General features: G+C 58.3%; 22 protein-coding genes. 10 read left to right on the plus strand and 12 right to left on the minus strand.

Annotated features, from left to right (window positions below):
- The first annotated feature begins 57 nt into the window (after positions 1-57).
- From trkA to AC2FGC_RS00510, 5 genes are all read left to right on the plus strand, one after another.
- Positions 58-1,434, plus strand: a complete 1,377-nt coding sequence (gene trkA, locus AC2FGC_RS00490) for a Trk system potassium transporter TrkA (RefSeq protein ID WP_109311769.1) — start codon at positions 58-60, stop codon at positions 1,432-1,434.
- Positions 1,434-2,972 (plus strand): TrkH family potassium uptake protein, encoded by a 1,539-nt coding sequence (locus AC2FGC_RS00495; protein ID WP_496696568.1) that lies wholly within the window; start codon positions 1,434-1,436, stop codon positions 2,970-2,972. The genes trkA and AC2FGC_RS00495 overlap by 1 nt, the downstream gene beginning before the upstream one ends.
- A gap of 126 nt (positions 2,973-3,098) precedes the next feature.
- A complete protein-coding gene (gene hfq / locus AC2FGC_RS00500; RefSeq protein ID WP_005982826.1) occupies positions 3,099-3,338 on the plus strand; it encodes an RNA chaperone Hfq in 240 nt (79 codons plus the stop codon).
- Positions 3,338-4,609 (plus strand): GTPase HflX, encoded by a 1,272-nt coding sequence (gene hflX / locus AC2FGC_RS00505; RefSeq protein WP_108858469.1) that lies wholly within the window; start codon positions 3,338-3,340, stop codon positions 4,607-4,609. Before hfq ends, hflX begins: the two co-directional genes overlap by 1 nt.
- A gap of 18 nt (positions 4,610-4,627) precedes the next feature.
- Positions 4,628-4,912 (plus strand): putative quinol monooxygenase, encoded by a 285-nt coding sequence (locus tag AC2FGC_RS00510; RefSeq protein WP_496723046.1) that lies wholly within the window; start codon positions 4,628-4,630, stop codon positions 4,910-4,912.
- A 12-nt stretch (positions 4,913-4,924) separates the two neighbouring features.
- Here the strand turns inward: AC2FGC_RS00510 and AC2FGC_RS00515 are convergent, their stop codons facing one another.
- The 4 genes from AC2FGC_RS00515 to hemB all read right to left on the minus strand — a co-directional run bounded on the left by AC2FGC_RS00515 (position 4,925) and on the right by hemB (position 9,777).
- Positions 4,925-5,320, minus strand: a complete 396-nt coding sequence (locus AC2FGC_RS00515; protein ID WP_496723044.1) for an SgcJ/EcaC family oxidoreductase — start codon at positions 5,318-5,320, stop codon at positions 4,925-4,927.
- A gap of 107 nt (positions 5,321-5,427) precedes the next feature.
- A complete protein-coding gene (locus tag AC2FGC_RS00520; RefSeq protein ID WP_496723042.1) occupies positions 5,428-7,890 on the minus strand; it encodes a penicillin acylase family protein in 2,463 nt (820 codons plus the stop codon).
- A gap of 173 nt (positions 7,891-8,063) precedes the next feature.
- Positions 8,064-8,636 (minus strand): lipid-binding SYLF domain-containing protein, encoded by a 573-nt coding sequence (locus tag AC2FGC_RS00525; protein WP_058271789.1) that lies wholly within the window; start codon positions 8,634-8,636, stop codon positions 8,064-8,066.
- Between the two features lie 142 nt (positions 8,637-8,778).
- Positions 8,779-9,777 (minus strand): porphobilinogen synthase, encoded by a 999-nt coding sequence (hemB, locus tag AC2FGC_RS00530; protein WP_496723039.1) that lies wholly within the window; start codon positions 9,775-9,777, stop codon positions 8,779-8,781.
- Positions 9,778-9,896: 119 nt separating this feature from the next.
- Here hemB and AC2FGC_RS00535 point away from each other — a divergent pair, with 119 nt between their 5' ends.
- Together AC2FGC_RS00535 and mfd are read left to right on the plus strand one after the other, a co-directional pair.
- A complete protein-coding gene (locus AC2FGC_RS00535) occupies positions 9,897-10,424 on the plus strand; it encodes a component of SufBCD complex (protein ID WP_496723037.1) in 528 nt (175 codons plus the stop codon).
- A 19-nt stretch (positions 10,425-10,443) separates the two neighbouring features.
- A complete protein-coding gene (mfd, locus tag AC2FGC_RS00540) occupies positions 10,444-13,902 on the plus strand; it encodes a transcription-repair coupling factor (protein WP_496781273.1) in 3,459 nt (1,152 codons plus the stop codon).
- Here mfd and AC2FGC_RS00545 read toward each other — a convergent pair.
- From AC2FGC_RS00545 to AC2FGC_RS00565, 5 genes are all read right to left on the minus strand, one after another.
- Positions 13,899-14,552 (minus strand): SH3 domain-containing protein, encoded by a 654-nt coding sequence (locus tag AC2FGC_RS00545; RefSeq protein WP_496779099.1) that lies wholly within the window; start codon positions 14,550-14,552, stop codon positions 13,899-13,901. The two genes, mfd and AC2FGC_RS00545, sit on opposite strands and share 4 nt — an antisense overlap.
- Positions 14,549-16,213 (minus strand): hypothetical protein, encoded by a 1,665-nt coding sequence (locus tag AC2FGC_RS00550; RefSeq protein WP_496723031.1) that lies wholly within the window; start codon positions 16,211-16,213, stop codon positions 14,549-14,551. Before AC2FGC_RS00550 ends, AC2FGC_RS00545 begins: the two co-directional genes overlap by 4 nt.
- A gap of 57 nt (positions 16,214-16,270) precedes the next feature.
- On the minus strand, positions 16,271-17,479 hold the full coding sequence (locus AC2FGC_RS00555) for an MFS transporter (RefSeq protein WP_496723847.1): 1,209 nt from the start codon (positions 17,477-17,479) through the stop codon (positions 16,271-16,273).
- Positions 17,480-17,554: 75 nt separating this feature from the next.
- Entirely contained in the window at positions 17,555-18,214 is a 660-nt protein-coding gene (locus AC2FGC_RS00560) for a DsbA family oxidoreductase (RefSeq protein ID WP_496723029.1), read from the minus strand.
- A complete protein-coding gene (locus tag AC2FGC_RS00565) occupies positions 18,211-19,728 on the minus strand; it encodes a class I adenylate-forming enzyme family protein (RefSeq protein ID WP_496723027.1) in 1,518 nt (505 codons plus the stop codon). Before AC2FGC_RS00565 ends, AC2FGC_RS00560 begins: the two co-directional genes overlap by 4 nt.
- Before the next feature lie 65 nt (positions 19,729-19,793).
- Here AC2FGC_RS00565 and AC2FGC_RS00570 point away from each other — a divergent pair, with 65 nt between their 5' ends.
- The gene (locus AC2FGC_RS00570) at positions 19,794-20,417 is read left to right on the plus strand and encodes a helix-turn-helix domain-containing protein (protein WP_108858481.1); all 624 of its coding nucleotides are present in this window, start codon (positions 19,794-19,796) and stop codon (positions 20,415-20,417) included.
- Here the strand turns inward: AC2FGC_RS00570 and AC2FGC_RS00575 are convergent.
- Together AC2FGC_RS00575 and AC2FGC_RS00580 are read right to left on the minus strand one after the other, a co-directional pair.
- Positions 20,406-20,642 (minus strand): hypothetical protein, encoded by a 237-nt coding sequence (locus AC2FGC_RS00575; protein WP_496723024.1) that lies wholly within the window; start codon positions 20,640-20,642, stop codon positions 20,406-20,408. The genes AC2FGC_RS00570 and AC2FGC_RS00575 overlap by 12 nt on opposite strands.
- Before the next feature lie 468 nt (positions 20,643-21,110).
- Positions 21,111-22,925, minus strand: a complete 1,815-nt coding sequence (locus AC2FGC_RS00580) for an extracellular solute-binding protein (protein WP_496723022.1) — start codon at positions 22,923-22,925, stop codon at positions 21,111-21,113.
- Positions 22,926-23,219: 294 nt separating this feature from the next.
- Here AC2FGC_RS00580 and AC2FGC_RS00585 point away from each other — a divergent pair, with 294 nt between their 5' ends.
- Together AC2FGC_RS00585 and AC2FGC_RS00590 are read left to right on the plus strand one after the other, a co-directional pair.
- Positions 23,220-23,993: a 3-hydroxybutyrate dehydrogenase gene (locus tag AC2FGC_RS00585; protein WP_496723019.1), complete on the plus strand. Its 774-nt coding sequence runs from the start codon at positions 23,220-23,222 to the stop codon at positions 23,991-23,993.
- Between the two features lie 64 nt (positions 23,994-24,057).
- Positions 24,058-25,083: a patatin-like phospholipase family protein gene (locus AC2FGC_RS00590; RefSeq protein WP_496723017.1), complete on the plus strand. Its 1,026-nt coding sequence runs from the start codon at positions 24,058-24,060 to the stop codon at positions 25,081-25,083.
- On the opposite strand, the gene AC2FGC_RS00595 is transcribed toward AC2FGC_RS00590, so the two are convergent.
- Positions 25,084-25,761 carry a DUF502 domain-containing protein gene (locus tag AC2FGC_RS00595; protein WP_058278068.1) on the minus strand — a complete coding sequence of 226 codons (678 nt, stop codon included), beginning with the start codon at positions 25,759-25,761 and terminating at the stop codon, positions 25,084-25,086.
- Between the last annotated feature and the right edge of the window lie 10 nt (positions 25,762-25,771).

A 25,771-nucleotide genomic window follows, 5' to 3' on the forward strand; every position in this document is an offset into this window, starting at 1 on the left:
ATTGACCGCTTTGGGGGCATCTGTCATTCAAGGATTTCAGGCAGAAGGGCCAGAAACATGAAGGTCATCATTTGCGGTGCCGGTCAGGTCGGCTGGCAGATCGCACGTCACTTGTCGGGCGAACTGAATGACGTAACGGTGGTGGACAACAATCCCGATCTGGTGCGCCGGGCGACGGAAACGCTGGATGTTCAGGGGATTGCCGGATTTGCCAGCTATCCTGACGTGCTGGAACGCGCAGGCGCGCGGGATGCCGATATGATCATCGCGGCGACCCATTCGGACGAGGTGAATATGGTCACCTGCCAGATGGCGCATTCGATCTTTTCCATCCAGCGCAAGATCGCGCGGTTGCGGGCTAAATCGTATTTGCAGGCGATCCATTCGGATCTGTTCCGTCGTGACCACTTGCCCATCGACGTCGTGATCAGCCCTGAACGCGAAGTCGCAGCTGCTGCCATGCGCCGCCTTTCGGCCCCGTCCGCCTTTGATACTGAGATGTTCATGGATGGGCAGGCGCAGCTGTTGGGCATCCGTATTGACGAAGATTGCCCCATCGTGAACACGCCATTGCGGCAGCTCACGGACCTGTTTTCGACGCTCAGCTCAATCGTTGTCGGTGTTCGGCGGGATGGAACGCTGTTTGCGCCTGAATCCGAAGATCAGCTATTTGTCGGCGACGAATGCTATGTCTTTACCAATGTCAAAGACGTGGACCGCACAATGGAGGTTTTCGGCAAGACCCACAAAAAGCAGGACCGCGTCGTGATCGTTGGTGGCGGCAATGTCGGGTTGGAAGTGGCCCGGACGTTGGAAGAGCGTGAAAGCCGCGTGCGCGCCAAGGTGATCGAGCGTGATCGCCAAAGCGCTGAAATAGCCGCCGAAACACTGGAACGGACGATTGTCCTGAATGGCGACGGGCTGGATGCCGCTTTGTTGCGCGAGGCCGGGATCGAGCGCGCCGACGCGATGTTGGCGGTCACCGATGACGACCGTGCCAACATGCTGGCTGCGGTGCGGGCCAAGGCCGAAGGTTGTGCCTTGGCGATTGCCTTGATCAATGATCCCAGCATGGTTGCCCTGATGGGCCCACTGGGGATCGACGCCTATATCAACCCGCGTGCAACCACTGTCAGCTCGATCCTGCGCCATATTCGCCACGGGCGGGTGCGGCAGGTGTATTCTATCGGGGATGCCGAGGCGGAAGTGATCGAGGCCGAGGTGCTGTCGACCTCGCCCATGGCAGGACAGAAGCTGCGGGATATCGATTTTCCCGAAGGCGTTCTGGTGGGCGCTGTACGAAAAGGCGATGAGCTTTTGCGCCCGACAGGCAGCCTGCGGATCGACGAAAAGGACGTGGTGGCAATCTTTGCGATGGCCAAGGACGTGCCCGAGGTCGAGCGCCTGATGCAGGTTTCAATTGATTTCTTCTGATGGCGCGCGCTCTGAGACAACAGATCACTTTGATACAGCGATTGCCGCTGTTTCTGTTGATCTCGGGAATCGCTGCGTTGTCGATGTGGATTCCAGCGATTTACGCGCTGGCCTTGGATGATCACGACACGTCGCGATCCTTTTTCTATTCCGGCCTTCTGGGACTGTTCGTGGTATCCACGATCGCTGTGGCAGCATCAAACCGGGTGCCGCGACGTGGGACGCTGGGGCAACTGGCCGTGTTGCTGGGGTGTTTTACCGTTCTGCCGCTGTTTCTGGCGATTCCGCTGCATGATGCCTTGGGCACCACCACCTTTTTGAATGCGTATTTTGATATGGTCAGTGCTGTGACCACCACCGGTGCAGATCTGTTTCCGGACCCGGATCGCCTGACCGCACCGCTGCACCTGTGGCGTGCTTTGGTCGGCTGGATGGGCGGCTTGCTGATGTGGATTGCTGCGGCTGCAATTCTGGCGCCCTTGTCGCTGGGCGGGTTCGAGATTACGGCGCGCGGCCAGCCCGGTCGCCCGGTGTCGGGCGTTGCACAAAGCGAAGAGGTCGACCCCCGCGGCCGTCTGATCCGTGTGACCCGGACTTTGACACCAGTCTATACCGGTCTGACCGCAACCATATGGATCCTGCTGCTGATCGCCGGAGAAAACGGCCTGACTGCCGTGTGTCACGCCATGTCAACCATGGCCACGTCGGGGATTTCTCCGGTCGGTGGGCTGGAGGGGGCGCAGGCCGGAATAACAGGCGAAGCTATCCTGTTTCTGTTCCTGTTCTTCGCCTTGTCGCGGCTGACGTTTTCGACCGATACGGCGACCACAGGCTATTCCCGGCTGGACCAAGACCCCGAATTCCGGATTGGCTTGATGATTGTGGGTGTCGTCGCGGCACTGTTGTTCGCGCGCGTCTGGGCCGGCGTTCTGGAAATCGGCAATCAGCTGGAACCGCTTCAGGCACTCAGCGTGATCTGGGGTATGATCTTTACGGCGTTGTCCTTCCTGACCACAGCCGGATTCGAAAGCGCAAACTGGAATGATGCGCAACAATTGTCCGGCCTTGGCACGCCAGGGCTGATCCTGATGGGTCTCGCCCTGATCGGAGGGGGGGTGGCCACAACGGCGGGTGGGGTCAAACTGTTGCGGGTCTTTGCCCTGTACCTCAATGGCGCGCGCGAGATTGATCGGTTGATCTATCCCTCATCCGTTAGTGGCATTGGCGGCGGTAACCGTCGCATTCAAAGCGACGGAGCCTTTATCGCTTGGATCTTCCTGATGATGTTCGCCTTGACCGCAGCACTGTTCAATCTGCTGCTGGCCGCGATGGGGTCGGGGTTTGAACAGGCGATGGTCCTCAGCGTCGCGGCGCTCAGCACCACCGGGCCGTTGATTGAACTGGCCACCGATGTTCCCATCCGTCTGGTCGATTTGCCCTGGGGCGCAAAGCTGACCATGTGTGCAGCGATGGTGATCGGACGGTTGGAAACTTTGGCGATCATTGCGCTGATTACGCCAACCCTCTGGCGAGACTAAGAATCCTCACCTTTGCCGACACCTTATTTTTCATCTGGAATATCGGTTAACGACACTCCATACTCTGCCAGAGGGAGCGCGTTGGTCCGCAGCGCGTAGCAAGAACAATGGCGAGATTATAATAATATGGCTTCGGACAGACAGAATCTGCAGGACGCGTTCCTGAATAATGTACGGAAAGCAAAGGTCCCGGTCACAATTTTCCTGATCAACGGTGTGAAATTGCAGGGTGTCATCACCTGGTTCGACAATTTCTGCGTATTGTTGCGCCGCGACGGACAGTCGCAGCTGGTCTACAAACACGCAATTTCAACGATCATGCCGTCGCAGCCGATCAACCTGTATGAGGGCGAAGACGCCTCTTGATGGAACACGACAGGACGCGCACCCGGGCTTGGGTGCTGCATCCGGAAATCAAATCAGATGAACAGCGCCGTGTCCCTGGACCGGCGTTGGAAGAGGCGGTGGCACTGGCTGCCGCTTTGCCCGATCTGGATGTGATCGGGTCCGATATTGTGCGTCTGCCACGTGCCCAGCCAGGCCTGTTGTTCGGGACCGGCAAGATCGAGGAGCTGGGCGAACGGTTTCATGACGCCGAGGTCGAGCTGGTTCTGATCGATGGTCCCGTGACTCCAGTTCAGCAGCGCAATCTGGAAAAGGCTTGGAAGGTTAAAATCCTCGATCGGACCGGGTTGATTTTGGAGATTTTCAGCGACCGCGCTCGTACCCGTGAAGGTGTGCTGCAAGTTGAGATGGCCGCGCTCAGCTATCAGCGTACGCGTCTGGTTCGCGCCTGGACCCACCTTGAACGTCAGCGGGGTGGATTGGGGTTTGTCGGTGGTCCCGGTGAAACCCAGATCGAGGCTGACCGAAGGGCCATCGACGATCAGCTTGTGCGCCTGCGCCGTCAATTGCAGAAGGTAATCAAGACCCGGACCTTGCACCGTGCTGCTCGGGCAAAGGTGCCGTATCCGATTGTTGCGCTGGTGGGCTATACGAACGCCGGTAAATCAACTTTGTTCAATCGCCTCACCGGGGCCGAGGTAATGGCAAAGGACATGCTGTTTGCCACGCTGGATCCGACCATGCGGCGGGTTGAACTGCCCGATGGTCCCGAGGTGATTCTGTCGGACACGGTGGGGTTCATTTCGAACTTGCCGACCGAACTGGTCGCGGCCTTCCGCGCCACACTTGAAGAGGTTTTGGGCGCAGATATCGTCGTGCATGTGCGCGACATCAGCCATGAAGACACCGAGGCACAAGCCCGGGATGTCGAGACCATTTTGACCTCGTTGGGCGTAGATGACGAACGCCCCCGGCTTGAGGTCTGGAACAAGATCGACCTGTTGAACGAAGATGAGCGCGAGGCCACGTTTGCTCGGGCCGACCGCGACCCGTCGATCTTTGCCATTTCTGCCGTGACGGGCGAAGGCATCGAACCTTTGTTGGCCGAGATCGCGGTTAATTTGCAAGGGGTTCGGCACGAAACGGTACTGACGCTGGCATTTGCCGAAGGCAACAAGCGTGCATGGCTGTTCCGTCAGGACGTTGTTCAATCCGAAGAGCAGACGGATGACGGATTTCAGATCACCGTATTGTGGACCGACAAACAGGCGGCGCAGTTCGCCGCGCTTTGATCGATAAGTGAGGTCACGATGGTAGAATCTAAGGTGGTTCTGCATGGTCATATTTCCGTGCCTGTCGACCGGATCACGCAGGTGCGGGAGGCTTTGCCGGACCACATCGCCCAGACGCGGGCCGAGCCGGGGTGCATCTCATTCGATGTGACAGAAGACGCGGATATTCCCGGTCGCTTCAACGTGCGTGAAATTTTTGAGAACCAAGCGGCCTTTGACGCGCATCAGGCGCGCACCAAAGCCTCGATCTGGTTCCCGGTGACAGAAGGCATTTCGCGCGACTATCAGATCACGCGCGTTTAGGCGGGGCGTCCGCTACTGCCCGTCTATCTGGCGCTGATAGTCGTCTGCATCGAACCAGAAAAGCGAAGATTGGACTTCGTTGTCTTCGGTCAGCTCCCATTCTTCCCAACCACGTGTGACCACGTGGTTGCCGGTCTCGGAATGATGACCTTCCAGTGTCCAGACAAAAATGGCGTGTGGCCCGGCCCAACGCAACATGTCGCAACGCACTTCCAGATCAGGGAAGTTGATGTGGAATCCGCGCGCCATGTCTGCGACGGCGGCACGGCCGACAGTTGGTTCACCCCGGTTAATTGTGATCTGTCCGTCGGGCGCAAAAAAGCTGGCAACTGCCTCTGGGTCGCCCGAACTCCATGCGATTGCGTAATCGCGCGCGAGATTGTTCATCATATCCCGAAAACTGGCCATCTTTACCCCCGGTTCCGAATGGTCGGTCAACAGATCGTAGGCGAAAACACCGGTACGCGTCCACGGCGGGGTAGAAAAGGGGCAAGGTCCTGCCGAAGTGGTGGAAGTCAGCGCGGGATCAGATTGGTCACACCGACCGCTGCAGCCCGGGCCAGATCCATGTCCAGCGACATCGGGATGTATTCGCCCCGCCGCCAAAGCTGGGCCTGATCGTCGTAGTAGCGCGACAGGAAATGCCCCGACTGACCTGTGGCCGTGATAAAGACCGAACTGTTGGGATCAGCAAAATCATAGACACCGCGATATCCCGCACCGTGCACGTTTTGGAAAGGGTTGGGCCCTTCGCCTGATGTCCGTCCGCGCAGTAGGGTGTTGTCGCCGCCGCTGGTGGATTGGCGGATGTTGACGAAGAACCGCAGAATGGGAACCGTGCCCAGAACCGGGTGGTCATGCGTGGCCTGATGGGCGTCTCCCCAGCGCAGCGATTCCAGCGAACCACCGTATTTCTCGCTGATCCAGATCAGCGCGTCGTCCAGCGCCAACCGGGCCATGTCGGTGCAGGTTTCCACTGGCGCGCTCTGGCGCACGTCGCACCAGACCGAGGCGCCGTCGATATCGCGGTAGACCCGTTCGATGAACAGCGGTTCAACATGTTTGTATTCGGCAGCCAACGGCCCCAACTCGTCCGAGATCAGTCGGATCTGCAACGCGCGCAACCATGCGGCATAGATCAGCGGTTCGGGCAGGTGTTCATTCATCTCACCGTTCCATTCGGCCAGCAAGGCCAGCGCGACCTGACGCTGGCGTTCAGGTGTGCCGTCGGGCGCAGAGGCTCCGGTGAACCAAAGATCGGCGCCGATCAGCGGCAGAAGCGAGCGGGCGGTAAAGCTGACGGTATCAAGCTGCGCTTCGATAAAGCTGTCGCGGGTGTGAACCTCGCGCGATTGCATAAGGCGTTCCCAACGGTGCACGCGCTGCGTATCACCCCATTCATACGAGACATGGTCGGGGAAGGGGCGGTCGATGATCTTGTTGTTTGTATTGCCCAAAATCCCCCCTGCCGGAGCCACGAACTCGGGGTTGTTCGCATAGGGCAAACGTCCTTGCCACGAATTCTCGGCCAGCCAACCGGGCGTTGGGATACGGCCGCGGCTTTGGTTGCGAAGGTCTCGGCTTGGCATTGCGCCGATTAGTTTCATGCCGATCGTGTCCTTGTCGACCAGCGACAGGTTTTGCGAGGGCGCAATGAACAGCTCGGCCACATCGATGGCTTCGCGCACACTGTCCGAATTCATCAAGGCCATCGACGCTGTCATCGACGTGTCACGCGGGCTGAGCGCCGTCCAGGACAACGACGCGACGTGTCCGGGCGGGGTGATCGTTTCCAGATCGTAGTGGCTGCCGGGCAAGACGGGTCCGTTCTCGGTCCAGCGCAGGGTCAGTGTGATTGGGGCTTCATCTTTAATCTCGATGATTGAGGGGCGCGAGCGGAACTGTTTATAACCTTCGGGCGACAGGTATTCTTCTGAGTTTTCAGGGTTCAGCTGTTCGATGTGAACATCCTGATCGTCTAGGTAAGACGACGTCAGACCCCAGCCCAGCCGGTCACTGCGGCCCGTCATGATCGCGGGAACGCCTGGAATGGTTGCACCGATGACACCGCCTTTGGCAAGCTCCAGCCGTGCCAGGTACCAAATGCCCGGTGCGGTCAGGCCCAGATGAGGGTCGTTGGCCAGCAGGGTGCCCCCGATCGCCGAACGCGAAGGCGCGGCGGACCACGCGTTCGACGCCCCGGCCAAGCCGCGTTTAGGGAATGGTGACAGCGGCGAGTCTGGCATCGGCGTGCCTTCGGCATAGCGCGGTAGTTCTGGGAACAAAGACGCATATTCCGGCAGCGCCGCGATGCCCGCACCCGGCACATCTGGCAGGATATCGGCCAGCCGCTGAGGATCGTTCAGCATCAGGGATGTGCGGGCGCGCAGGACCTCATCTTTCAAATGGCCGGACAGTTGCAAGCTCATCAGTTTGATGATCGCAATGCTGTCGCCGGGCTGCCACGGCGAAACAGATGCGTTGAACAGAAACATCTCGGGCGCGCCGCGTCCCAATGCGTTCTCATTGATCTCGTCCAGCCGGGCATTTACGCCCGCAGAATAAGCGCGCAGCGCAGCTTTGGTGTAATCGTCCTGCACCTCGACCGAGCGGTGGGCAAGACTGTACAAGTCAAAACGGCGCAAGAGCTTGTCGATGGGGACAGTGCGCTTGCCAAACACTTCGGATAAACGGCCCTGCGCCGTGCGACGCATCACGGTCATCTGCCACAGGCGATCCTGCGCATGGGCATAGCCTAGGCCAAAGAACACGTCCGGGTCGCTTTCGGCCAGAATATGCGGAACATTGGCGGTGTCGCGCACGATCTCGACCGGGGCGCGCAGCCCGTTGACTTCGACGGTCTGATCATAATCCGGCAGGGACTGGCTGGCCAGAAAGTAGACAAGGCCCACAGCCGCAACGGCCAACAGGATCAGGCCCGTAGCAATTCGTACCAGCCAGCGAAAGACAAGACCCATGAACGCCCCATATCCCCATAAGAAATTATTGGCTGAACCCTACTGGAAGGACCGGGCAACCGAAAGAGGAACGCCGCGCGAACGTTGAGTTAACATGTTGAGATGAATAACCCCGCCATATGGTTTTGAACATGTGGCGGGGTTCGTGGCAAAGGGGGGGGTGGTATTCTGTATCAGGGGATGATGCGCGTGTACTTGGTGCCTTCGACGGTCGCGCCGAATTTCAGACCAGCCTGTCCGAAAACGGCGGCCAACACTGGCTTACGCAATTGGGTTGTGTCGGTCGAGAGCGAGTCGCCGGTGGCATCGACGACATAGCCGATATCCGCACCCGCCGTCCAACCGCTGGAGCGGCGGAAGTCATCCAGCGCGTCCTGCGTCATGAAGAACAGGACGTGCGCATATTGTTGCGCGCCGATCTGCAGACCAGCACTGCCGGATAGGGCCGAGTAATAGTCTACCGTTGCACCGTTAATGCGCAGCGCGCCCTGGCCATATGCGCCGCCAAAGATGAACCCGGCCTCGGTGATCAGGGGCATCACCAGCATGCCGTCGGCTTTATTGGCGATCTCGACGGTGTTGGGGTACTTGCTGAACATTTCGTTCAACGTCACGTTTACACGGGCGTCGATCTGGGCCGCATTGGAATTGCCTACACCGTTTCCGCATGCTGCGGTCAGTGTGAGCCCGGCCATGCCAAGCGCAAAGCCACGACGGTTTAGTCGGGGAGAGTTGGAACTGCTCATGTTTTTTTCTCTGTATAAACTGCCTGAAGTGTCGGGTGTTCCCGATCTTGTGTGCAAGAATACGCCGATTGCGTCCGTGTGTCACGGGAAAGCTGATCCAACAGCGTTCACAATCGGCGAAAAGTCGCGACCGTCCGGGGTTTTAGCCCTGAAGGATGCGTGCGACCTGCGGTGCAAAGTAGGTCAGGATTCCATCGCAGCCTGCGCGCTTGAAGGCCAGCAGGCTTTCCAGCATGACCTTCTCACCATCAATCCAGCCGTTCTGCGCCGCAGCCTGTACCATCGCGTATTCACCGGACACCTGATAGGCGTATGTGGGCGCGCCAAACGTGTCTTTCACGCGCCGACAGATATCCAGATATGGCATCCCCGGCTTGATCATGATCATGTCGGCACCTTCGGTCAGATCTCGTTCGATCAGGCGCAGCGCCTCATTCGAATTGGCCGGATCCATCTGATAGGTCTTCTTGTCACCGGTCAGCGCACCTGACGCGCCTACTGCATCGCGGAAGGGACCATAGAATGCGCTGGCATATTTGGCGGCATAGCTGAGGATCATCACGTTGTGGTGCCCCGCAGTCTCAAGCGCGCGACGCATCGCACCGATGCGGCCATCCATCATGTCTGAGGGACCAATGATGTCGGCGCCGGCCTCAGCCTGCGCCAGTGTCATTTTGACCAGCGCCTCGACAGTCTGATCGTTCACAATCTCGCCATCGACGACGTAGCCGTCATGGCCATTGATGTTATAGGGATCCAACGCCACGTCGGTCATCACGGCAATATCAGGGGCTGCAGATTTGATTGCCCGAATGGCCCGGTTTGACAGGTTGTCGGGGTTCCACGCCTCGGCGCAATCTTCGGTTTTTAGATTGGGATCGGTGTAGGGAAAGATGCAGATCGCCGGGATGCCCATAGCCTGTGCCTCGACTGCGGCCTTTGCGATCAGATCGACCGAGCGCCGCACAACGCCGGGCATCGAAGGTACGGGTTCTTCAATGCCTTCACCATCGCGCACAAAAACCGGCCAGATCAGATCGTCTGTCGTCAGCGCGTTTTCCCGCACCAACCCACGAATGGCGCCGGATTGGCGCGCCCGGCGAAATCGCGTAAGGGGGTAGGGGGCGATGGTCGGTTTCATGTCGCGCTCTCCTTGAATAATCGTGCATTGGGTGGCATGAATTCCCGATGGTCTCAAGGGTAACATTGGACGCGCCTGCGCGAAGAACGCCCCAAGGACAATGAACAAAGGGCTGATGCGTGGATTTGCACTCTTCGATTTTCGAACTCATCGACATGCGCAGCTTTTCGAATCTGTGGTACTGGATCGTGCTGGCGGTGCTCTGGTCGTCGGCCAGCCACTGGGCGATGGGGGTTCCCTACGATCTGCTTGTACGTGCCCGTCGTGTTGGCGGACAGTCCGAACAGGACCTGCTGGATATCGTTCGGATCAATGGGAACAGGCTGCTTTACATCGTTGATATGTCAGGCCTGGTTATTCTTGCTTTATGCTGTTTCTTTTTTACCGGGCTTGCGATGTTGGGTTTCTACTATGGCGTTGAATTTGCACAGGCCGTGTTTTTGTTGCTGTTCCCCGTGAGTTTGGTGATGCTGATCAACATTCGCGCCGCGCGCAAGTTGCAAGGCATCGAGCCGGTGCTCGGAAGCGTGTCAAAGATCCTTGTACGCTGCAGGATTTACACCCAGATCATTGGCATGATCTCAATTGTCATCACGTCACTTTGGGGTATGTACCAGAACGTCTCGATCGGCGTTCTCGGGGGATGAAAACCAGAAAGGCAAAGCGATGACAGCTCCGAACCATGTGACGGTTGGCGGCGCTCCCGAAGGGTTTGACGCACAGCTTGTTCTGAATGAGATCGCGCGCGTTGGCGGGCCGGTCTGTCACGTCGCGCGTGATGACAAGCGGATGGAGGCAATGCGGGCCGCACTGGCCTTCTTTGCCCCCGATATGCCGGTCTTTGTGTTCCCGGGGTGGGACTGCCTGCCATATGACCGGGTGTCACCCAACGCCGACATTGCGGCGGCGCGTGTGGCGACATTGGCGGCATTAGTACATCAGATGCCGGATCGGTTTGTCCTGCTGACCACACTCAATGCCGCGACCCAGCGGGTGCCTGCGCGGGATGTGCTGCGCGAGGCGGCCTTTACCGCTCGCGTGAATCACCGCGTCGACGAAACGGCGCTGCGGAACTTCCTTGTACGCATGGGGTTCACGCAAAGTCCGACGGTGATGGAGCCGGGCGACTATGCGGTTCGTGGCGGAATCATCGACATTTTCCCTCCGGGCGAATCCGGTCCCGTACGTTTGGATCTGTTCGGAGACGTGCTTGACGGCGCGCGCCGGTTCGATCCGGTCTCGCAGCGCACGACCGAAAAGCTGGATGTTGTCGAATTGGCCCCGGTGTCCGAGGTCATTCTGGATGACGCCGCCATAACGCGGTTCCGCCAAAACTATCGCATCGAATTTGGTGCCGCGGGCACCGATGATCCGCTGTACGAGGCGATCAGCGCGGGCCGCAAGCATCAGGGCATCGAACACTGGCTACCGTTCTTCCACGAAAAGCTGGAAACCCTGTTCGATTATCTGCCGGATGCGACGATCACCGTGGATGATCAGGTGACACCCACGCGGCTGGCACGCTGGGATACAATTGCCGATCAGTATGAAACGCGGCGTCTGGCACTGGAAAACCGTTCGCGCATGGATACGGTGTATAAGCCAACACCTCCCGGATTGCTCTATCTGGACGATGCCGCGTGGGAGCAGGCGGTCGGGGACCGGCGGGTGATGCAGTTCAGCCCGCTGCCTCAGGCCAGCGGTCCCGGTGTGATTGATGCAGGCGGGCGGATTGGCCGCAATTTCGCACCAGAGCGGCAGCAGGAAAACATCAGCCTGTTTGGTGCTTTGGCAAGCCATATCACCGACAAGATGGCCAAGGGGCCCGTCTTGATTGCGTCATATTCTGAAGGGGCACGAGAGCGCCTAACAGGGTTGATCGAGGATGAGGGCCTGGCCGAAGCCGTCCCTGTCACCAATGGCACCCGGATCGGCAAACGCGGATTGCATCTGGCTGTCTGGGCGCTTGAGCACGGGTTTGAAACCCCCGGTCTGACCGTGATCGCTGAACAGGACGTGCTGGGTGACCGCCTCATCCGCCAGCCCAAGAAGCGCCGCAAGGCCGAGAATTTCCTGACCGAAACCCAGTCGCTCAGCCCAGGCGATCTGGTGGTTCACGTCGACCACGGGATCGGGCGGTACATGGGGATGGAGGTGGTCACGGCCGCCGGTGCCGCGCATGAATGCCTGCTGTTGGAATATGCAGAACAGTCCAAGTTGTATCTGCCGGTTGAGAACATCGAGCTGCTGTCGAAATACGGCCATGACGAAGGTCTGCTGGACCGCTTGGGTGGAGGTGCGTGGCAGGCTAAGAAAGCCAAGCTGAAAGAACGCATCCGCGAGGTGGCGGACAAGCTGATCCGTATCGCCGCTGAACGCGCTTTGCGCAAAGCTCCGGTCATGGATCCACCGCCCCACGCGTGGGAGGAGTTCAGCGCCCGCTTTCCATATCAGGAAACCGACGACCAGCTGCGCGCGATTTCCGAGGTGATGGAGGACATCCATTCCGGCGCACCGATGGATCGGTTGATCTGTGGTGACGTGGGCTTTGGCAAAACCGAGGTTGCCATGCGCGCGGCCTTTGTCGCCGCGATGTCCGGTGTTCAGGTGGCCGTGATTGCACCGACCACATTGCTGGCGCGTCAGCACGCGGCCAGTTTCAAGGAACGGTTCCGGGGCTTTCCGCTGGAAGTGCGGCAGCTGTCGCGGTTTGTGTCCGCGAAAGATGCACAGCAGACCCGTGATGGTATGGCGCGCGGGACCGTCGACATCGTGATCGGCACCCATGCGTTGCTGGCCAAGGGTATCCGGTTCAACAATCTGGGCCTGTTGATCATCGACGAAGAACAGCATTTTGGCGTCGGTCACAAGGAACGCCTGAAACAGCTGCGCAGCGACATTCACGTGCTGACCTTGACCGCCACGCCGATCCCACGGACGCTGCAGCTGTCGCTGACCGGCGTGCGCGACCTGTCGATTATCGGCACGCCGCCTATCGATCGTCTTGCCATTCGCACGTATGTCAGCGAATTCGACGCCGTGACCATACGCGAAGCCCTGCTGCGCGAACACTATCGAGGCGGGCAGAGCTTCTACGTTGTTCCCCGCATCTCGGACCTGCCAGAGATCGAAGAATTCCTAAAGGAACAACTGCCCGAGCTGACTTATATGGTGGCGCATGGGCAAATGGCGGCGGGTGAACTCGACGACCGAATGAACGCTTTTTATGACGGCAAGTACGACGTGCTTCTGGCGACCACGATTGTGGAGAGCGGGCTGGATATTCCAACCGCCAACACGATGGTCGTGCACCGGGCAGATATGTTCGGGCTGGCTCAGCTTTATCAGATCCGAGGCCGGGTGGGTCGCTCCAAAACCCGTGCCTATGCGTACCTGACCACCAAACCGCGTCAGAAACTGACGGCGACAGCCGAAAAGCGCCTGCGGGTTTTGGGCTCGCTGGATACTCTGGGGGCCGGGTTCACGCTCGCATCGCAGGACCTGGACATTCGTGGTGCGGGCAACCTGCTGGGTGAGGAACAGTCCGGCCAGATGCGCGATGTTGGCTATGAGCTCTATCAATCGATGCTGGAAGAGGCGATTGCCAAGATCAAAGCCGGTGAAATGGAAGGGCTGTCTGAAGCCGACGATCAATGGGCGCCACAGATCAATCTGGGCGTGCCGGTTCTGATCCCCGAAGATTACGTGCCCGATCTGGATGTGCGCCTTGGGCTTTATCGTCGCTTGTCGTCGCTTTCGACCAAGGTCGAGCTGGAAGGTTTTGCCGCAGAACTGATCGACCGGTTCGGCACGCTGCCGAAAGAGGTAAACACCCTGATGCTGGTCGTGCGCATCAAGGCGATGTGCAAACGCGCAGGGATTGCAAAACTGGATGGCGGGCCGAAGGGCGCGACAATCCAGTTTCACAACGACAAGTTCGCCTCGCCGGAGGGTTTGGTAGAGTTCATTCAGAACCAGCGCGGTTTGGCCAAGGTCAAGGACAACAAGATCGTCGTCAGACGCGATTGGAAGAAGGACAGCGACAAGATCAAAGGCGCATTTGCCATCGCCCGCGATCTGGCGGAAAAGGTCATGGCAGCGAAGAAGAAAAAGGCGAAAGCCTAGTCTCCGCTGACGAAAGTGCACAATTGCCATTCGCCCGCGTCCGATTTCACAAGCGCGGCGCGGTGACCTGTCATGGGCCATAGAAAGTCGCCGTGCATGAATCCCCGCGTGCCGTCAGTCAGCATCACCGGTTGATAGTCGGCACCGTCTCGATGGGTCGGGACGATGACGATCTCGTAGCTGATGAGGCTCAGCGCTGGGGAGCCTGGTTCGGCGGCTTGCCGAAGACTGACGTTCTCACCGGTGACAAAGTAGGCCACGTAAGGGTCCAATGAGGCAGGCAAGGTGATCTGCCATTGATGCGGCATCCAAAACTCGCCCTCGTCGTCGAAATAGCCCGGTTGGGACAGGGTGGTTTCCAGATCGCTCCAATAGGCTTCGCGGCTCTGGTCTTCTAGAGAGCTGTTTTCCGGGCCGAGGTATTCAAGGAATTCCCCGGGCCCACCGCTTCCGCCATGGCTGAGGTAGATGTCCGGGCAAGCAGCTGCGATAACGGTGTCGGTATCACGTGCGGCCACGCTCGCCAACAAACTCTCCCGAAAGGCCACAAGGGTAGGATCGCGTTCTGCTTCATCGACCGGCGGAAATGACTGCCGGTCAGCCAGGGCTGGGCCACAAAAAAGCAGCGACAACATAACTGCACGGATCATTCTGCGGCCTTCATTGCTGCCTGAGCGCAAAAACACGAGGCCCCGACGGCCCGGTCAGCGCGGGCAAGCGCCAGATCAAGACGCTGTTTGATCAGTTTGATCTCGCCCCCTTCACCGCGTGCTTTTAGACAATCGTGCAGGCCCTTCAGGCTCCAAACATTGTCGGGGTGGATTGAGGCGCGGCTGAGGGTGCCGCCAAGCCCAAGGTCCTCACGATACACCGCTTCGGCCTCGGCCACGTGGCCTTGCTCAAACAACAGCGCACCAAGCGCGTGACGCGCGGGTTGCATCCACCCCCATGGCTCGTCGTAGGGTAGCGTGTCGTCCAATTCGACCGAGCGCCTAAGATGCGCGAATGCGGCGTCATAGTTGCCTTTGCGATACTCAATCTCGCCCCGCAGCATTTCGCGGGCGATGTCCAGCAAGTCGATCACGCGGTTGTTGTGTAGCAGCCGGGTTTCCGGAACCCGCTCCTTGGCGGCAAGGAACAGTTGCTCTTCGGCCTCTGCTTCGGCGACCTGATCTGTGGCGGCAAAAGCGATTGCACGGGCGTAATGGGTGGTCGCGGTGACGGTGCGGTAGAGGTCCTGATCCTCGGGCAAGGGCAGGGCCTTTGCTTCTTCCCACCGGCCAAATCGGATCAGGATGTGCGGCCCCATCGACATGTAGCTTTCGAAGAAATCCGCCATGGGCGGGCTTTCCGTGCGCAGCATCTCTTCGGGGGTGGTGTCCCATATGCCCTGATTGGCGCGCAGGGCAGGTTCCATCTGACCCAGAAACAGCGCGCCATAGATAGCAAAGTGATAGTCGTGCTGGCGATAACCTGTGTAGATGTTGAACGCACCTTCGCGCTCATAATACTTCAGATCAGCTTCGGTCGCCTTTTCGTTCCAATGGACGACGTTCTGATAATGCCCGCACAGGACATCGATATGGGTGGGCATGTGCACCAAATGCCCCGCATCCGGGACCAATGTGCGCAAGATATCCCCGGCCTTCAGCGCCTTTTCTGGTGTTGGCGACATCTCCATCAGATGAACATAGAGGTGCAGCAAGCCCGGGTGCGACATGGCTGCCGGGTCGTCTGCCATTGCGTCTTCCAGGGTTTTTTCCGCCTCCAACGTGGCTGCGCCTTCAGCGGGCTCACCGGTTCTCAAGTTCCACATCTGCCAAGGAGTCAGGTTGAGTAACGCCTCGACATATATAGTGCGCAGATCGAGGTGGTCCGACTGCTCTGCAAAGGCCACGCGCATCGCATCGGCGAAGTCATGGTCCCAGCTATGCATGTCGTCGACGGGATCGCGTTGAGGATACCGCGCGGGTAGGGCGCGGATCAGCGCCTGTTCCGTCGGGCTGCACCCTTCGGCCAAAGCCACGGCTTTCTGCGTGGCATCATAGGCCAGTGCCAGCGCCTTTCGTTGCCCGCGGTCATCCAGCAAGTTCCAAGGAAGGTTGTAGTTTGGCCCTGCAGCATAAGCCACGCCCCAGTGGGCCATCGCGCAGTCAGGGTCAAACTCAAGCGCGCGCTGAAAACACACAACCGCTTCGTCGTGGTTATAGCCGTAGGTCCAATTCAGCCCTCGGTCGAACCAAAGCTGTGCGTCTGCTGAGGCCGTCGTTATCGGACAGGAATATGCGCCAAGATCGTAATAGTCGCTCACTGAAAAACTCCACTCATATTGAGCAGATGTTAGCCTGATTCACCGTTCCTGCACAGATCAGGCTGGAAGCCTGTTTTCGATCCGCCCCATATGCAGCATCAGGCCGAAGCCCGCGGCGCTCATGGCCAGGATGCCAACAGCCAGCGGGGTGATAGACCCGTCGAACATCTGCCCGATGGGGGCCGCAATCGCGGCTGCAAACACGGTCGAGATCGCTCCGATCACCGAGGCTGCCATGCCCGCGATATGGCCCATTGGCTCCATCGCGATGGCGTTCAGGTTGCCCATAGTCATGCCTGCCATAAAGAAGACTGCCGTTTGCCAGCTTACGAAAACGGCGAAAGACATGGTGGGCGAAAGGTCTGCCGCATTCAGGGCGATGACAGCTGTGGTAAAGAGGACCTGCGCGCCCAACGCCCATGTCACGATCCGGCGCATGCCCAATTTGATAACAAGGGCCGCGTTTAAAAGGCTGGCTGAGCCCGCCATCAACGCCACGAACCCGAACCAGAACGGAAAACTGTCGGCACTGTCGTGGATGACATCGTAGACCGGTTGAACCATCGTCAGCATGGTGAACAACATGCCCAGACACAATGTCTGAACCAAGATCGACAGTCGGACAGTTGGATGTGTGAACATCTGGCGTGCGGCGTCCAGTATAAGGGGCAGTCGCAGCGGGCGACGGTTCTCGACCGACAGGGGTTCCGGAAGGCGCAGGCCCATCCAGACGATGGTGATTAGTGAGAACAGGATGAATGAGGCAAAGATACCCCGCCATCCGGTCAGTGCGATCACTCCGGCACCAAGCATTGGCGCGATCGCAGGGACCAGGGTGAAGATCATCATCGCAATCGATACAATCCGCGCCATCTCGCGGCCCGAATACAGATCGCGAATAATCGCCATGGCCACCACGCGCGGGGCCGCACATCCGATCCCCTGGAAGATACGGGCGACCAATAGCATTTCGAGTGATGAACTGGCCCAGGCAGCCGCCGCTGCAATGATATACAGTGCCGATCCGACGTAGATCACTGGTTTGCGGCCAAAGGCGTCCGACAGCGGCCCGGTAAAAAACGTGCCAATCCCCATGCCCAACACAAACGAGGTTAGGATCAGCTGGGCTTTGTTGACGTCGTCGGGGCTGAGTTGCGCGCCGATATTTGGCAGCGCAGGCAACATGGAATCGATCGAAAACGCGATCGTCGCAAACATCATTGCGACAAGTGCTATGAACTCACCCCGTGACATGCGATTGGCCATAACGCCCTCCTGATCTGTTCGCGCTATCATGGCAAATCAGTTGACGCTAGGTGTCAAATTGCACAGAGGTCTGTGCTATTTTGCAGCGGAAGCCTCAAGTTGAGACATGATTTCAGCAATCACTTTTTCCCACATTTCAGGGGGTTGCGCCCCAGGGACGGCATGTTGATTGGCAACGATGAACGTCGGGACAGAGCTGACGCCCATTTGCCTGGAATGGCTGTCACGGTTGCTGATATCCTCGCGATCGGCATCGGATTTCAGCAGTTTCAGCACGACCGCTGCGTCCATGCCTGCATTGTCGGCAATATCCGCCAGAACCTCATGATCGCCGATATCGCGGGCCTGTACGAAATAGGCATCGAACAGTGCATCGACCACGGCGTTCTGTTTGCCTTCAATCCCTGCCCAATGGATCAGGCGGTGCGCGTCCAGAGTGTTGGGCGTGCGCTTCATACCTTCGAAGTCGATCTTAAGGCCTGCGTTCTCGGCATGATCAACGACCGGAGCATAGGCACGCACCGCGCCTTCCTTGCCCCCGAACTTGCGTTCGAGATACTCGCGGCGATCCATCCCGGCATCCGGCATGTCGGGGTTCAACTGGAACGGATGCCATTCGATCACAAACGGATGGTCCGGGATCGCCGCCAGCGCCTTGTCCAGATGGGTTTTGCCGATATAGCACCACGGGCAGATCGGGTCGGACATGATATCAAGCTTGACGGTCTCGGTCATGGGTTGGTCGCCTTGAAATAGGCCGGCAGCGCCCGGCGCAGAAGTTTCCCGTTCCCGCCGGTGGGCAGTTCAGGCAGATGGATAAAGGCGCGCGGTTGCTTATAGCGCGCCAGATTTGCCTCGACATAGGTGTGCAGGGCGTCGTCGTCCAGCTTTTCTGGTCCTGTATAGAAGGCTGCTATCACAAATGTGTCCTGTTTGACCTCGACTGCCGCAGCCCCGACCTGCGCGATGCCGGGATATCGGGACAGCGCGGCCTCGACCTCAACCGGAGACACCCTATAGCCGCCTGCATTCATCATATCGTCATCGCGTCCCAGATAGGTGATCTGGCCATCCACGGCCATGGCCCCTTGATCGCCGGTTACGAACCATTCGTCCTGCATCCGGGCTTCGGCCTCGTCCGGGGCGTTGAGATAGGTCAGCATCAAGCCGGGGTCGGACCGGTGTATGGAAATGGTGCCTTCCTGACCCTGAGGAACGGGACCGTCAGGTCCCAGGATGGCCACACGGCGGCCGGGCTGCGGTTGGCCCAATGCATCGGACCGCGCTGGATGCGCCGGGCTGGACGAAATGAAAGTCGAACACTCGGACATGCCATAAGCTTCGTAGAGTTCAGTGCCGGTCGCTTGCGTCCACTGTTCATGCAGATGCCGCGACAGTTTTTCTCCGGCGCATAACCCATGCCGCAATTCCGGTAGGTTGAGGTTGTCTGTTGCACTCACCACCTTACGGAATACGCCGGGTGCTGCAGCAAAGATGGTGGCCTGATGACGGCGTAGCAGGGCGGGTAGTGCGTCCAGATCGGTGCCCGGCGCGGGGATAAGAGCCGTTGCGCCAATGGTCCAGGGATCCATTAGACCGGTGCCCAAAGTATAGGTCCAGTTGAACGCGCCCGCGTGACACAGGCGATCGGTTTCACGCAGCCCGTACCAGCCATCCACCATCATCTGACGCGCCCAGATGGCACGATGGGCATGGGCTACAGCCCTCGGTTTTCCCGACGTGCCCGAAGTATAGACGACATAGGCCATCCTTTCCGGGTCACCCATTTGATACTCAGCAGCAGGCAGATCACGCATTCCGGCCAAATCGGACAGGTCAATCTGAACCGGGTGCGCGGCGCACGCAACCTGTGGGTCACGCAGAATGGCGGCAGGCTTGAGGTCCTTGATCATGCGCTCTGTTTCTGGTTCGGTCAGCTGCGATGATGTTGGCACCGGGACGATGCCGACAGCAATCGCTCCGAGATAGGCAATCGGGAAATCGACCGTGTTTCCAAGCCGCATCAACGCGATATCGCCGGGCTTCAAACCAGCTTTCAACAACCCTGTGCCAGTGCCCAGAATGGCCTGCTGCAACTCGCTATACGTCAAATGCTCGGCATCCGAAGACCCTAGAACAGACAGGGCGGTCTTGTCCGAAAGCTTGGCGGCACAGCGCAGCACATGCGCTGCCAGATTGAATGGAGAGGGGCAGGCGGGCGGCGGTCCCTGATCAAAAATAGAAAGCATGGCAACTGGCTAGCGCGACCACTGCTGCGTTGCAAGCGCGACAGGCTGCGCCTATAGAATGACGCATGAGCACCCAAGACCAGACATCTTTGATCCGCATTGCCCGGGACTCGGGCGAACATACGGAAGTTGAACCACTGGACCTCGGCGCGCGTGTGCGCGAGCTGCGGAAAGCGCGGAAATGGACGCTTGAACAAGCGGCCACGCAGGCTGGTCTGGCGCGTTCAACGCTCAGCAAGATCGAAAACGGTCAGATGTCGCCCACCTATGACGCGCTGAAAAAGCTTGCGACCGGTCTTGAGATCTCGGTGCCACAGTTGTTCACGCCGCCACAGCGGGATCAGGTGATCGGCCGGATGGCCGTGACGCGCATGGGCGAAGGGTCTGCCCATCCCACAACCACCTATGAACATGAACTGCTGGCCGAAACGCTGACAAAAAAGCAGATGCTGCCCTATCGGGCCCGTGTCCGCGCGCGGTCAATGGATGAGTTCGACGGCTGGGTCCGACACGACGGCGAAGAGTTCTTGTATGTCCTGACGGGTGTTGTGCGCCTTTATACCGAGTTTTATGAACCAGTCGAAATGCGCCGCGGCGACAGCGCCTATTACGACGGGAGCATGGGGCACAATGTAATCTCGGTCAGCGACGAAGATGCAATGATCCTGTGGGTGACATCACTTACTTAACGACCGGCTGAATTCGCGATTCAAACCTTCCGTGAACAAAAAATCTTCAAGCTCTTCGTGGGCTTCGTTCATGGTCAGTTGATGACGTTCAGCCAGATACGCTTCGAAACATTTGCGGTCTTGGCTTAACCGCACCATGTCCTGATCCCGCAGGTTCGGAAATCTCCGTTTGGCGCGCGTATACATAGCGTCCAGGTCTTGCGTCAGATCGGTCCATTTCAACATTAGACAGCTTTCCGTTTTCATGGTTTCAAACCGCTCGTCCCAAGAACCAGCGTACGAAGGTGGTGGGGGCGTTCGGGCATGACAAAATGTCGCACCCGAGGTCGGGAGGCGGTTTGATTTTTGACGGGGTTGAAAGTGCCCGTTGCAGCCTATCCGCAACGGGCAGACGGACCTGATTTTGAGTGAGTGGAGGCCGGTCCGTAAATTCGATGTGCTGCGCACCGGACGAAGAGTTACGTTTTGAAATTCAAAGCAATAATCAATTCGTGCAGCGTACTGCAGCTTATGCACAAGCTATATCGCTAAACCCAGTTCAGTAAAGCTTTTTGTGTGAGTTTCTTAGGGGAGCACTTGACGTTGGGGCAATTGCAACATGTTGGCGCACCAAAAACTCGACCCGCAATATGCGGTGCCAATAGGCTGTGCGCCGATTTCCGCCCACGTCCCTTTGGTGCTGCGCGTGACCCGTTACTGTTCGTACCACCAAACCTGCGGCATGTATTCTGGCCCATCGCCATAGATCGGCAAGTTTTCCGGCTGCTTGAGTTCCTTGGCGTGGGCGATCCTGCCTACATCAAAGTTCCAGATCGGAATGACATAGCGCCCGGCGGTCAATACACGATCAAGCGCGCGCGTTGCAGCAACGAAATCCTCATGACTTTCCGAGGCCAGCATGGCGTCAATCATTCCGTCCACAGCGGGTGAAGCCACCCCCATCAAATTGCGCGTGCCCGGAGTATTCGCGTTTTCGCTGCCCCAGTAGAGGCGCTGCTCGTTGCCGGGTGACAGGGACAACGCACGACGGAAATAGGTCATGTCGAAATCCAACTCGGATGTACGGCTGGTGAACTGGGCGCTGTCGACCTGCTCGGTGCTCACCGCGATGCCAAGACGTTCCAGTGCGCGCGTGTAGATCTCGATTGCCGTTTCGCTTTCGGTGTCGCCCTGTTGCAGCAACACGGTCAAGGTAAAGGCATCGCCGTTTTCGTTACGCAGCACGCCGTCCTGAATGGTCCAGCCAGCCTCGGCCAACAGTTTGGTGGCGGCGCGGATGTTCGAACGATTGCGGGCCGATCCGTCACTTTCAGGCAATGTATAGCCTTCAAGCGTTCCGGGAGGCAGGTCGTCCTTGAACTCCATCAGCAACTCTTCGATGCGACCACTTGCCGGGCCAGGCTGCATCGAAAGGTCCGAGCCTGAGAAATAGGATGTGATACGCGGCTGTGCGTTGCCGGTAATCGTGTCGTTGATGAATTCGAAATTGAACGCCAGCGTGAGCGCCTCGCGGACACGCCAGTCGTCAAACGGTGCTTTGCGGGTGTTCATGACAAACCCGGTCATGCCCGAGGGCTTGCCGTGCGGGATCTCGGTCTTGACGACATCACCACGCTGGACGGCCGGGAAATTGTATTGGTTGGCCCATTTGTCGGCATTGAATTCACGTACCGCGGTCAGTTCTCCGGCTTTGAAGGCCTCGAATAGAACAGTGCCGTCGCCGTAGAACTCGATCCGCATTTCGTCCAAATTCATGGTGCCTTTACGGAAGGGGATGTCAGTGCCCCAATAATCCGGGTTCCGCTTGAGGTTCACGTATCTACCGGCCTCATAGCTGTCGACAACATAGGGGCCTGTGCCGATAGGGATGTCATGCAGCCCGGCATTGGCAAAATCTTTACCTTCCCACTGGGCTTTCTGCAGGATCGGGCGCAGGCCGGCGATCAGGGCAAGCTCGCGGTCGGGTTCGTTAAAGGTGATGCGCACCGAGCGGGGCCCGGTCTGTTCAATACTGTCAATCTTGCTCCACAGCCCGCGATAACGCAGGTGGCCTTCGGTTCCCAAAGTCTCATACGACCAGATGACATCGTCCACTGTTACTGGTGTACCATCCGAGAATTCTGCGTTCTCACGCAGGGTGAATTCGACCCAGGACCGGTCCGGCGCTGTCTCAACTGATTCGGCTAACAGCCCGTAAAGAGTGAAAGGTTCGTCCCAGGATCGGCCCATTAGGCCCTCGTGGGTCCAAAATCGCAATTGCCAGGGCGAGCTGCCTTTTTGCACGAACGGGTTCAAACTGTTATAGCCGCCCGTATTTCCGAACACGACTTTCCCGCCTTTGGGCGCGTCTGGATTTGCGTAGGGCAGGGACACAAAATCCGGTGGTAGGGCCGGGTCACCATACATAGCTATGCCATGGGTCGATTCTGCATAAGCAATTGACGTGCTCAAAAGTGCAGTGATTCCCGCGATCAATGGACGAACGGGGCGGAGAAAATCGGGGCTCATTTTGGAAACAATCCTGCTCTGGCCTTATTTTGTTGGGATTCATCGTAGCTATGATTTTTCTTGTTTTCAAACTTTTAGCTTGGACGAACACAAGAAATTGCTTATAAAGGACGCACTGCTCGATAGGTTTCTTGCCTGTATGAAACCTGCCTCAATAACTTAACGCCCGCTTCGTGCGGGCGTTTTTTTTTGTTCGGATCTGTCGTAGGATGCGTCGCCCGAATGTTTCCCCGTTTTCTTTGCAGCTGCAGCATGGCACTGTGTCGCCAAAGTTGATTTTGTGGGAGTTCGGCCATGAGCCTTTCGGGAAAAACAGCCATTATCACCGGATCGAATTCAGGGATCGGATTGGGCGTCGCGCGTGAGCTGGCGAAGGCCGGGGCCAACGTTGTGCTGAATTCATTTACCGACCGCGACGAAGATCATGCGCTGGCCGCCGAGATTTCGAAAGAGACGGGTACCAGCGCACGTTATATCAAGGCAGACATGTCTAAAGGTGAAGAATGCCGCGCGCTGATCGAAAATGCGGGGGCGTGTGATATTCTGGTGAACAACGCGGGCATTCAGCATGTCGCGCCGGTTGATCAGTTTCCGGTCGAAAAGTGGGATGCGATCATCGCGATCAACATGAACTCGACATTTCATACGATGGCCGCAGCGCTGCCAATGATGCGGAAGGCCGGGTGGGGACGTATTGTGAATATCGCCTCGGCACACGGGCTGACGGCATCCCCGTTCAAGGCGGCCTACGTTGCGGCAAAACACGGCGTGGTTGGCATGACCAAAACCGTCGCTCTGGAAACAGCGCAAGAGCCGATCACATGCAACGCGATCTGCCCGGGTTACGTCCTGACCCCATTGGTCGAAGCGCAGATCCCGGGCACGATGAAGGAATACAACATGAGCCGTGAGGACGTGATCAAGAACGTGATGCTTGAACGGCAACCTTCGAAAGAATTCGCCACGGTCGAGCAATTGGGTGGCACCGCGATCTTCCTGTGCTCGGATGCGGCAGCGCAAATCACCGGGACCACGATCTCGGTCGATGGCGGTTGGACAGCGTTGTGAGGTTTCACGGGGGCGATGGCCCCGCACCCCCGGAGTATTTTGGAAAAGATGAAGGGGCAGGACGGTGAAACGGATCAATCTGGCTTTGCAGGGTGGGGGCGCGCACGGTGCCTTTACCTGGGGCGTTCTGGACAGGCTGCTGGACGAAGAAGATATCGAGGTTGCGGCGATCACAGGGACCTCGGCCGGGGCGCTGAATGGCGCTGCCTTCAAATCCGGGATGGTGCACAACGGACGCGACGGCGCGCGGGCCTGTCTGGACGGGCTATGGGCACGGATGGGTGCGGTGGGGGATATGCGCCTTGCCAACTGGATGCAGGCGCTGGAGCCCGCACAGATTGCCCAGTCGATGGAGTATTCACTGCCATTCTCGATTGGCGATGCCTGGTCGCGAATGGTGTCGCCTTATGCCTATGGTCCGTTTTACCGCAATCCTCTGAAACCGGTTGTGGATCGGTTCAACTTTGATGAGATTTGCACGGATCAGGGACCCCAGTTGTTTGTCTGCGCGACCTGTGTACGCAGCGGCAAGATCCGGGTGTTCACCGGGGAAGAGATTTCAACGGATGCCATTTTGGCCTCGGCCTGCCTGCCGAACCTGTTTCAGGCCGTCGAGATATTTGACCCCAGCTCGGGCCGGACCGAGGCATATTGGGATGGTGGTTACACTGGAAACCCGGCGCTTTATCCCCTGTTTAACAATGATTTGCCTGAAGATGTCGTGGTCGTGAACATCAACCCGCTTGAGCGTGATGAGGTGCCGAAAACTCCGCAGCAGATCCAGAATCGGATCAACGAGATCAGCTTTAACTCATCCCTGTTTCGCGAGCTGCGGGCGATCAATTTTGTTCAGCGTCTGTTGGCGGACGGCAAGCTGACGGCCGGAGAGATGAGCCGCGTATTTGTTCACATGATCGCGGATGACGAATTGATGAACGATTTGTCCGTGGCAACCAAGACGGTTCCCAACCCTGTGATACTGCATAAACTGAAGGACGCCGGGCGCGCCGCAGCGCATCGGTTCATTGGTGATCACAAAGCCGATCTCGGCGCACGCAGCACCGTCGACTTGCCCGAGATGTTCGGCTGATCACTCCGGTGGCTGCGTCGGGTCTTTTTCGTTGGGGTAAACAAGGCCTGCGGAAATCACCAGCTTTGCGGCGTCCTCGATAGTCATATCCAGCAGGATCACGTCCTCGGCTGGGAAGAACAGCAGGAAGCCCGAGGTCGGGTTGGGCGTGGTCGGAACAAAAACGCCCAGCAGTTCGCCCCCGGTTTCAGCCCGCTCGCTGACTTCGCCTTTTGCCGCGGTAGAGACGAAACCGATCGCCCAGATGCCGCGGCGGGGGTATTGGATCAGGCATGCTTTTTCGAATGACCGTTCAGTCTGGGCAAACACCGTTTCCGAGATCTGTTTGATCCCGGAATAGACGGATCGAACAACGGGCATCCGGCTGACAAGGCTTTCGGCAATTTGGATCAGGGACCGGCCCAGAATACCTTTGGCGATCCATCCAACCAGAACTGTGAAGATCAAAAAAATGACAACGCCGACGCCGCGCAGGTTGATGCCCACGTATTCCTGCGGCTGGAACCGCTGTGGAATTATGGGCAGCACCGCGCTGTCGATCCAGCCGACCACGGACCAGATCAGCCAGATGGTCAGCCAAACCGGCGCAATCACAACGATGCCCGTCAGGAAAGACGCGCGCAGTCGCGAAAACAGGCCCGGGCGGCGATGTGGTTCTTCGTCAAATGGCGTGTTCATTGCGGTCCTG

The sequence above is a fragment of the Ruegeria sp. CDSC054 genome (assembly GCF_059610645.1).